We start from the raw sequence: 8899 nt of genomic DNA, 5'->3' as shown, positions 1-8899 counted from the left end.
GGCGGGGGGCAGGACGTCGCCCACTCCATCGAGTTCCCGAAGCCCCAGGGGTCGTCCCCGACGGCCTTCTCGCCGCGGCGGAAGCTGACGACCGCGTTGTATATGAAGGGCAGGGTCGAGGCCCCGAGCACGAACGCGCCCACCGTCGACACCATGTTCAGCGTGGTGAACCCGTCGCTCGGCAGGTAGTCGGCGTACCGACGCGGCATGCCCTCGGCGCCGAGCCAGTGCTGCACCAGGAAGGTCAGGTGGAAGCCGACGAACAGCGTCCAGAAGTGCACCTTGCCGAGCCGGTCGTTCATCATCCGGCCGGTGAGCTTGGGGAACCAGTAGTACACACCGCCGAAGAACGCGAAGACCACGGTGCCGAACACGACGTAGTGGAAGTGCGCCACCACAAAGTAGGAGTCAGAGACGTGGAAGTCCAACGGCGGAGAAGCCAGGATGATGCCTGTCAGGCCACCGAACAGGAAGGTGATCAGGAAGCCAATGCTCCACAGCATGGGGGTTTCGAACGTGATCGAACCCCGCCACATGGTGCCGATCCAGTTGAAGAACTTCACGCCGGTGGGCACCGCGATCAGCATGGTCATGAACGCGAAGAACGGCAGCAGCACCGAACCGGTCACGTACATGTGGTGCGCCCACACGGTCACCGACAGGGCGGCGATGGCGATCGTTGCGTAGACAAGACCCTTGTAGCCGAAGATCGGCTTGCGGCTGAAGACCGGGAAGATCTCCGAGACGATGCCGAAGAACGGCAGGGCGATGATGTACACCTCGGGGTGGCCGAAGAACCAGAACAGGTGCTGCCACAGGACGGCGCCGCCGTTTTCCGGGTCGAAGATGTGCGCGCCGAAGCGTCGGTCCGCACCGAGCGCGAACAGTGCCGCAGCCAGCGGCGGGAACGCCATGAGGACCAGGATGGCCGTGACCAGCGTGTTCCAGGTGAAGATGGGCATCCGCCACATGGTCATGCCCGGGGCGCGCATGCAGATGATGGTGGTGATGAAGTTGACCGCACCCAGGATGGTGCCGAAACCGGACAACGCCAAGCCAAAGACCCACAGGTCACCGCCGATACCCGGGCTGAAAGTGGTGTTCGACAGCGGCGCGTAAGCGAACCAACCGAAGGATGCAGCACCCTGCGGGGTGATGAAGCCGGAGACGGCGATGGTGGAGCCGAAAAGGAAGAACCAGAACGCCAGGGCGTTCAGCCGCGGGAACGCGACGTCAGGTGCGCCGATCTGCAGGGGCATGATGACGTTGGCGAAACCGGCAAACAGCGGAGTAGCGAACATCAGCAACATCACGGTGCCGTGCATCGTGAAGAGCTGGTTGTACTGTTCCTTGGTCTGCAGGATCTGCATGCCGGGCTCGAAGAGCTCGGCGCGGATCAGCAGGGCCATCACGCCGCCGAGGCAGAAGAACACAAACGACGCGATCAGGTACATGTACCCGATGGTCTTGTGGTCGGTGGAGGTGATCCAACTGACCAGTACGTTGCCCCGACGCACTACCGCGGGAGTACTGAGGCCTGGCCTCGTTGCTGTTGCTGTGCTCATCGCGACTTAGCCTTCTTCGCTGTGGTCAACCGCGCCGGTGCCCGGCAGGTTGGTGTTCGTGTTGTATTCGGCGCCGAGGCGACCCTCGAAGCCGGCGGCACGCTGGGCATCGATGTAGGCGTCGTAGTCGTCCTGCGACACGACCTTCACCTGGAAGAGCATGAGCGAGTGGTATTCGCCACACAGCTCGGCGCACTTGCCCTGGTAGGTGCCGATCTTGGTCGGCGTGAAGTACATGTGGTTCGTCTTGCCGGGGATCATGTCTTTCTTGTACAAGAAGTCGATGACCCAGAACGAGTGGATGACATCGCGGGACTCGATGTCGATCTCGATCTTCTTGTCTACCGGCAGGTAGAGAACGGGGAGGGCGTCGTTGTCGACACCGTCGGTGGTCTCGAGCTCGGTCGCCTGCACGCCGGCGCTGTAGACGTTCTCGTTGAGGTAGTTGAAGTCCCACGCCCAGCGCTTGCCGAACACCTCGACCTTGACGTCGGGGTTGCCCGGGTCGGCCTCGATCTCAGCCTGGTCACGCGCGGTGAAAGCGAAGAAGCCGAGCACGAGGATAAGGGGCACGATCGTGTAGAAGATCTCGACCGGGAGGTTGTAGCGCAGCTGCACGGGGAGGCCGGTCTGGCCACGGCGGCGGCGGTAGACGACGGCGGCCCAGATGACGAGGGCCCAGGTCGTGACACCGACCGCGAGGAGCACGATCCACGAGGTGACCCACAGGCCCATGATGCGGCTCGTGTGGTTGGTGGTGTCGGGGTCACCCGGCAGGTAGCCCTGCAACTGGGCCTGCGTGCACCCGGCGAGAACCACCGAGACTGCTAACGCGATGGGCACTATGGCCCATCGACTTAGGTGTTTGGAGCGCACCTGGAACCTCTCGGATGACACGGACTGGAACTATTCGAGTCTATAACGCCGAAGGGGCACCGACCTTCCGGTCAGTGCCCCTTGTGCGTCGTGTCTCGACCCATTTTCTAGTGGAACGAGTCTCCGCATGCGCAGCTTCCCGCGGCATTCGGGTTGTCGATCGTGAAGCCCTGCTTCTGGATCGTGTCTTCGAAATCGATCGACGCGCCGTCGAGATACGGCACGCTCATCTTGTCTACGACGACTTCGACGCCGTCGCCGAAGTCGACCGAAGCGTCACCGTCGAGGAAACGTTCGTCGAAGTACAGCTGGTAAATGAGGCCCGAGCAACCGCCCGGCTGGACGGCGACACGCAGGCGAAGGTCGTCGCGACCCTCCTGGGTCATCAGGCTGCGGACTTTCTGCGCTGCCGCATCCGAAAGTCCGACGCCGTGCGCGGTAACCGGCGCAGCGGTGGTCAGGGTGGTGTCAGTCATGTTCGCGATTCTACGCGCGGTCGTTGAGTTTTGCGAACAAAACGGCCTCGGTGAGGATGGCGCGTTGGAAGACTCCCAGGTGCTGCGACTCGTTTGGGCTGTGGGCGCGGGTGTCTGGGTCCTCCACGCCGGTCACGAGGATCTGAGCGTCACCGAAGACCTCGACCAGGTCGGCGATGAACGGGATAGAGCCGCCGATGCCGGTCTCGACGGGTTCTGTGCCCCACGCCTCGTGCATCGCCGCCTTCGCCTCGACCGCGGCCCAGCCCGACGTGTCGACGAGGAACGGGTTGCCGGGGTCGACGTCGGTGATCTCGATATGGGCGCCGAACGGGGCGTTGGCGAGGAGGTGCGCCTCGAGCGCTGCGTAGGCATCGCTCGCCGTCTGGCCGGGCGCGATGCGGGCGCTCAGCTTGACGGTGACCGACGGGATGAGCGTGTTGGACGCGTTGACAACGGTCGGGGCGTCGATACCGGTGATGGTGATCGCCGGCTGCCACCAGAGGCGGCTGAGAACGGGTCCGCTGCCGATCGGCGAGACACCGTCGAGCAGACCCGTCTCGTCGCGCAACTGCTGCTCGGGGTAGTCGGGCGTTTCGGCCTCGTGCGTCGTGAGACCGGCGACCGCGACGGATCCGGCCTCGTCGTGCAGGGTCGCGAGCAATCGAATCGTCGCGAGCATGGCATCCGGAACCGCTCCCCCGTACATGCCCGAGTGCGAGGCGTGGGCGAGAGTGGAGACCTTGAGCTTGAAGGCGACGTTGCCGCGCAGCGCGACGGTGAGCGACGGGGTGGTGACGTTCCAGTTGTCGGAGTCGGCGACGATGATAACGTCGGCGCGCAGGGCGGTCTCGTTCTCGGCGAGGAAGTTGGAGAACGAGCGCGAACCGAACTCCTCCTCCCCCTCGATGAAGACGGCGAGGCCGAGGTCGAAGTCGGGGCCCACCGTTGCGGCGAACGCGCGGATGGCGGCGACGTGCGACATCACGCCGGCCTTATCGTCGGAAGCGCCGCGCCCGTAGAGGCGGTCGCCGCGCACCGTCGGCTCGAACGGTGCCGAGTCCCAGTCGTCTTCGTCGCCCTGCGGCTGCACGTCGTGGTGCGCGTAGAGCAGGATCGTCGGGCGGCCGTTGCGTGCGGCGCGGGTGGCGAGCACGGCGGGCTGACCGAGGGCGTCGGTCGAGCCGATCGGCGCGCGTGCGATCTCGACCGACTCGAACACGCCGAGATCGTCGAGGAGACCCTTCACGGCGTCGGCGCTCGCGGCGACGTGGGCGGGGTCGAAGCCGTCCCACGACACCGACGGGATGCGCACGAGGCGGGAGAGGTCGGCGATCGCCGCGGGCAGCCCGAGCTGCACGGACTCCCTCAGGGCGGAGAGCTCCGGGTGGGAGTTGGCCGGGGTTGTCTGCTCGAAATCTGTCATAGAGGTAATCTTAAGTCGCCCCCAATCGCAAGGACTCATCGTGGCCAGGAACACCGACAACTCGACCGACAACGACGCCCGGTACGAGCTCAACCAAGACAGCACCTCCGCGGGCAAGGGGCGCCCCACGCCCACGCGCAAGGAGAAGGAAGAGGCGCGCAAGCGCCCGCTCGTGTCGAACGACCGCGCCGAGGCCCGCCGCCAGTCGCGCGCCGTGCTCGCCACCGAGCGCGACAAGCAGCGCATCGGCATGGCGAACGGCGTCGAGAAGTACATGCCCGCCCGCGACCGCGGAGTGCAGCGCCGCTATGTGCGCGACTACATCGATGCCCGCACGAGCATCGGCGAGTTCCTCATCCCCGTGATGGTGATCGTGCTGATCGCCACCGTCGTCCCCTCGCCCGAAGTGCAGGTCGGAGCGTTCGGTCTGCTCTGGCTGTTCTTCATCGCCGCCGTGATCGACTGCGTGATCGTCGGGCTGATCATCCGCAAGAAGCTGGCCGCCAAGTTCGGTGCCGACAAGGTCGAGTCCGGCCTGCGCTGGTACGCCGCGATGCGCGCCCTGCAGCTGCGCCTGATGCGCCTGCCGAAGCCGCAGGTCAAGCGCCGCCAGTACCCGAGCTAGCCTCTGGATACCGGAAAGCCCGTCGCACGCGACGGGCTTTTTCGTTTAAGCGCTGAGCCCGGCGAGCCCGCGGTTGATCGACCTGGCCCAGAACGGGCCGCGGTAGAGGAACGCCGTGTAGCCCTGCACGAGGGTCGCTCCGGCGTCGAGGCGGGCGCGCACATCGGCGGCGGTGTCGACGCCGCCGACCGAGATGACGCAGAAGTGGGCCGGCACCAGCGACCGGATGAGCACGAGCAGCTCGAGCGAGCGGGCGGCCAGCGGAGCGCCGGAGAGCCCGCCGGCGCCGGCCGCCTCCACGATCGCGGGGTCGGTGGCGAGGTTCTCGCGCGAGAGCGTCGTGTTAGTGGCGATGATGCCGTCGAGACCCAGCTCGAGGGCGAGCGCGGTGATGCGGCGCACCTCGTCGTCGGCGAGGTCGGGCGCGATCTTCACCAGCACCGGCGTGCTGCCGGCGGCGCCCTGCACGGCGGAGAGCAGCGGCTTCAGCTTGTCGAGCTCCTGCAGGCCGCGGAGGCCCGGGGTGTTCGGCGAGCTGACGTTGACCACGAGGTAATCGGCGGCGGGGGCCAGCAGCATGGTGCTCTCGAGGTAGTCGGCGATCGCGTCATCCACCTCGACCACCCGGGACTTACCGATGTTGACGCCGATGACCGGACGCGACGACCGCGACGCCTCTTTCGCGAGACGGTCGCGCGCGGCGGCGGCGCCGTGGTTGTTGAAGCCCATGCGGTTGATGACGGCGCTGTCGGCGACGAGCCGGAAGAGGCGCGGTCGCGGGTTGCCCGGCTGGGGACGCGCGGTGATGGTGCCGACCTCCACGTGGCCGAAACCGAGCTGTCCGAGCCCGCGGATGGCGTTACCGTCCTTGTCGAAACCGGCGGCGACACCGAACGGCGAGTCGAACGTCAGGCCGAGCGCCGTGACGGCGAGGCTCGGATCGGGCCGGGTGAACCGACGCACGAGCGCGCCGATGCCGGCGAGCGGCAGGCGCTGGATGACGACGAAGGCCAGGTGGTGGGCGCGCTCCGGGTCGATGCGGGTGAGGACCGTGGAGAAGAAGAATCTGTACATGCTGGGGTCAACGCTACAGCGCCGACCGGCGGGGGCGATGCGCCGCTATTCGCCGCTCGTGTCGGCGGCCGCGGTGTTCGCGTGCGCGACGCGCAGCAGCGTGATCGCGCTTTCGAAATCGTCGAGCGAATCGAAGCCCTGGTAGACGCTCGCGAAACGGAGGTAGGCCACCTCGTCGAGGTCGCGCAGCGGGGGCAGGATCGCGAGGCCGATGTCGTTCGCCTCGATCTGGGCGGCGCCCGTGGCCCGGATGGACTCCTCCACCTTCTGCGCGAGAACGGCGAGGTCGGTGTCGGTCACCGGGCGGCCCTGGCAGGCCTTGCGCACACCGCTCACGATCTTCTCGCGGCTGAACGGCTCGACGACGCCGTTGCGCTTGATCACCATGAGACTCGCGGTTTCGGTGGTGCTGAAACGGCGGCCGCACTCGGGGCACTGCCTGCGGCGGCGGATCGACATGCCGTCGTCGCTTGTGCGGGAGTCGACGACCCTGCTGTCGGGGTGGCGGCAAAAGGGGCAGAACATGGTGGATCGATTGTACCCCGGCCACCCCCGCGAAGTGGGGAGGCCGGGGTGCGCCGCGGCATTACTGCTGGGTGAACCGCGCGGTGACCGCGTCGCCGTGGGCCGGCAGGTCTTCGGCCGAGCTGAGCGCGACGATCCGGGCCTCCACGGCCTGCAGCGCCGCACGGTCGTAGTTGATGACCTGCTGCGGGCGCAGGAACGTGTGGGCACCGAGCCCCGAAGAGAAGTGCGACTGGCCGCCGGTCGGAAGCACGTGGTTCGACCCGGCCAGGTAGTCGCCGAGGCTCACCGGCGAGTTCTCGCCGAGGAAGATGGCGCCCGCGCTGTCGATGAGGTCGAGCACCGCGCCCGGCTCCTCGGTCTGGATCTCGAGGTGCTCGGGGCCGTAGGCGTTGCTGAACGCGGCCGCGGCGGCGAGATCGGCGACGAGCACGATCGCCGACTGCTGGCCGGCGAGGGCCTCCGCGACACGGGCCGTGTGGTGAGTGGATGCCGCGACCGACACGAGTTCGACGCGCACGCGGTCGGCGAGCTCCGGGGAGTCGGTGACGAGCACCGCCGCAGCCAGTTCGTCGTGCTCGGCCTGGCTGACGAGGTCGGCGGCGATGAGGCGGGCGTTGGCCGTGGCATCCGCGATCACCAGGATCTCGGTGGGGCCGGCCTCGGAGTCGATTCCCGCGACACCCCGCACGAGCCGCTTGGCCGCCGTGACGTACTGGTTGCCGGGTCCGGTTATGACGTGCACCGGGTCGAGCCCGATCGACGGCACGCCGTAGGCGAAGGCGCCGACCGCGCCGGCACCGCCCATGGCGTACACCTCGTCGACGCCGAGCAGGCCGGCGGCGGCGAGGATGGTCGGGTGCACGGAACCGTCGAACTGCCTCTGCGCGGGAGACGCGAGAGCGATGGATGACACGCCGGCGACCTGGGCCGGAACGACGTTCATCACCACGCTGGACGGGTAGACCGCCTTGCCGCCGGGAACGTAGAGGCCGACCCGCTTGACCGGCTGCCAGCGCTGGATGACCTGCGCGCCGTGGCCGAGGGTCGTGACGACGGGCGCGGGCAGCTGCGCCTTCGAGGCGATCGTGACGCGGCGGATGGCCTCCTCGATCGCGTCGCGCACGGCGGGATCGAGGTCGCGGACGGCCCTGTTGATCTCGTCGGCGTGGATGCGGATCTGGGCGGGGCGCACCCCGTCGAGGCGCTCGGCCTGGTCGAGCAGGGCGGCTTCGCCGCGCTCGCGCACGGCATCGATGAGGCCCTGCGCGATGTCGGTGGCCTGAGAGAAGTCGTTCTGGGAACGGGGGATCAGTTCGGCGAGGTCGACGCGATTAGGCTGAAGGTCACGGAGGTCAATGAGTTGGATCATGGCCTCACCATGTTAGTTGTGCGCCGCCGTGAAGACGCGCAGGGAATAGGCCGAGCTCGCTGATGATTGACACCTGCGTATGAACGAGACCACTCCGACCCCAGCCGACCAGCCCGCCGACCTCGAGGCGTTCAAGCAGACCTTCAGGCGCCACGCGGCCGGAGTGGCCGCGATCACGTCGCTCTCCCCCGACGGCAGCCCGGTCGGTTTCACCGCGACGAGCCTCGCGAGTCTCGCCGCGGTACCGCCGCTCGTCACGTTCAACATGGCCCGCATCGCGAGCGCCTGGCCCGCCATGACGGTGGGCAACCGCGTGGCGATCCACACGCTCGGACCGCGGTCACGTCACCAGGCCGAGAAGCTCGCCGCCGACAACGCCGTGCGATTCGTCGGCGGACACTGGGCGCCCGGCCCCCACGGCGTGCCGGTGCTGAAGGATGTCACGGCCTGGATGGTCGGGCGCATCATCGAGGTGCACCCCGTGCACAACAACGCCGTGGTCATCGTGCAGATCGAAGAGGGCGCGCTCGGCGACGAAGACGACGCGCTGCTCTACCACGAGCGCACCTACATGAAGCCGGGCGGGCTGGGCTAGCTGCTCGCTCGCAAATGAGCCGCTTCCGGCCGAATGACGCGTCCGCGGCGGGCTCATAGGGCCGGAATCGCGTCATCCGCGTCGGAGGCCGTGCCGCGCTAGACGCAGGGCAAGCTCTCGACGATCGGCGATCATCTCCCAGTCGAGACGCTCGAACGACGCCACGACGCGTCTCAGCCGGTCTTCGCGCTGCTTCTCCTGCCAGAGGAGTTCGTCGACGGGCACACCCTTCTGGAAGTGTCGGTTCAGACCGTACTTTGCCTTGCCGTCGATCTCCACGATGAGGTCGAGTTCGCGCCAGTAGAAGTCCGCGTACCCGATCAACCCCTGTGCGTCGAAGAACGGCACCTGCAGCTCGGGCGGTG

9 protein-coding genes and 1 pseudogene are annotated in these 8899 nt (G+C 67.3%); 2 read left to right on the top strand and 8 right to left on the bottom strand.

Going from position 1 to position 8899, the window contains the following annotated elements; translation table 11 throughout:
* The 4 genes from ctaD to ACLQ6X_RS14620 form a co-directional block, all read right to left on the bottom strand.
* Window positions 1–1565: cytochrome c oxidase subunit I (gene ctaD / locus ACLQ6X_RS14635; protein ID WP_411700893.1), on the bottom strand; the 1565-nt coding region annotated here is incomplete at its 3' end.
* 6 nt (window positions 1566–1571) lie between these two features.
* Entirely contained in the window at window positions 1572–2441 is an 870-nt protein-coding gene (gene coxB, locus ACLQ6X_RS14630; protein WP_411700894.1) for a cytochrome c oxidase subunit II, read from the bottom strand.
* Between the two features lie 107 nt (window positions 2442–2548).
* Window positions 2549–2917, bottom strand: coding sequence for a HesB/IscA family protein (locus ACLQ6X_RS14625; RefSeq protein ID WP_411700892.1), 369 nt, complete (start codon window positions 2915–2917; stop codon window positions 2549–2551).
* 10 nt (window positions 2918–2927) lie between these two features.
* The gene (locus ACLQ6X_RS14620; protein ID WP_411700891.1) at window positions 2928–4343 is read right to left on the bottom strand and encodes a dipeptidase; all 1416 of its coding nucleotides are present in this window, start codon (window positions 4341–4343) and stop codon (window positions 2928–2930) included.
* A gap of 40 nt (window positions 4344–4383) precedes the next feature.
* Between ACLQ6X_RS14620 and ACLQ6X_RS14615 the strand changes: the two genes are divergently transcribed.
* Complete coding sequence (locus ACLQ6X_RS14615) at window positions 4384–4968, top strand: DUF3043 domain-containing protein (protein WP_411700890.1); 585 nt, start codon at window positions 4384–4386, stop codon at window positions 4966–4968.
* Between the two features lie 45 nt (window positions 4969–5013).
* Here the strand turns inward: ACLQ6X_RS14615 and ACLQ6X_RS14610 are convergent, their stop codons facing one another.
* From ACLQ6X_RS14610 to hisD, 3 genes are all read right to left on the bottom strand, one after another.
* Entirely contained in the window at window positions 5014–6042 is a 1029-nt protein-coding gene (locus ACLQ6X_RS14610; protein WP_411700889.1) for a quinone-dependent dihydroorotate dehydrogenase, read from the bottom strand.
* Window positions 6043–6087: 45 nt separating this feature from the next.
* Entirely contained in the window at window positions 6088–6567 is a 480-nt protein-coding gene (gene nrdR, locus ACLQ6X_RS14605) for a transcriptional regulator NrdR (RefSeq protein WP_411700888.1), read from the bottom strand.
* A 61-nt stretch (window positions 6568–6628) separates the two neighbouring features.
* The gene (gene hisD, locus ACLQ6X_RS14600) at window positions 6629–7939 is read right to left on the bottom strand and encodes a histidinol dehydrogenase (protein ID WP_411700887.1); all 1311 of its coding nucleotides are present in this window, start codon (window positions 7937–7939) and stop codon (window positions 6629–6631) included.
* 79 nt (window positions 7940–8018) lie between these two features.
* Here hisD and ACLQ6X_RS14595 point away from each other — a divergent pair, with 79 nt between their 5' ends.
* Window positions 8019–8534, top strand: a complete 516-nt coding sequence (locus tag ACLQ6X_RS14595; RefSeq protein WP_411700886.1) for a flavin reductase family protein — start codon at window positions 8019–8021, stop codon at window positions 8532–8534.
* A gap of 72 nt (window positions 8535–8606) precedes the next feature.
* Here ACLQ6X_RS14595 and ACLQ6X_RS14590 read toward each other — a convergent pair.
* Window positions 8607–8899, bottom strand: a pseudogene (locus tag ACLQ6X_RS14590) (hypothetical protein); the annotation flags it as partial.

Origin of the sequence: Conyzicola sp. (assembly GCF_046714715.1) — a bacterium.
Taxonomy (GTDB): Bacteria; Actinomycetota; Actinomycetes; order Actinomycetales; family Microbacteriaceae; genus Conyzicola.
Note: the sequence above shows the minus strand (reverse complement) of the source record. Positions and strands in the feature narration are given on the sequence as shown.

Coding starts and splice junctions, on each gene's coding strand:
- ACLQ6X_RS14625 (WP_411700892.1), bottom strand. CDS start 2,917: ATGACTGACACCACCCTGACCACCGCTGCGCCGGTTACCGCGCACGGC.
- hisD (WP_411700887.1), bottom strand. CDS start 7,939: ATGATCCAACTCATTGACCTCCGTGACCTTCAGCCTAATCGCGTCGAC.
- nrdR (WP_411700888.1), bottom strand. CDS start 6,567: ATGTTCTGCCCCTTTTGCCGCCACCCCGACAGCAGGGTCGTCGACTCC.
- ACLQ6X_RS14595 (WP_411700886.1), top strand. CDS start 8,019: ATGAACGAGACCACTCCGACCCCAGCCGACCAGCCCGCCGACCTCGAG.
- ACLQ6X_RS14620 (WP_411700891.1), bottom strand. CDS start 4,343: ATGACAGATTTCGAGCAGACAACCCCGGCCAACTCCCACCCGGAGCTC.
- ACLQ6X_RS14610 (WP_411700889.1), bottom strand. CDS start 6,042: ATGTACAGATTCTTCTTCTCCACGGTCCTCACCCGCATCGACCCGGAG.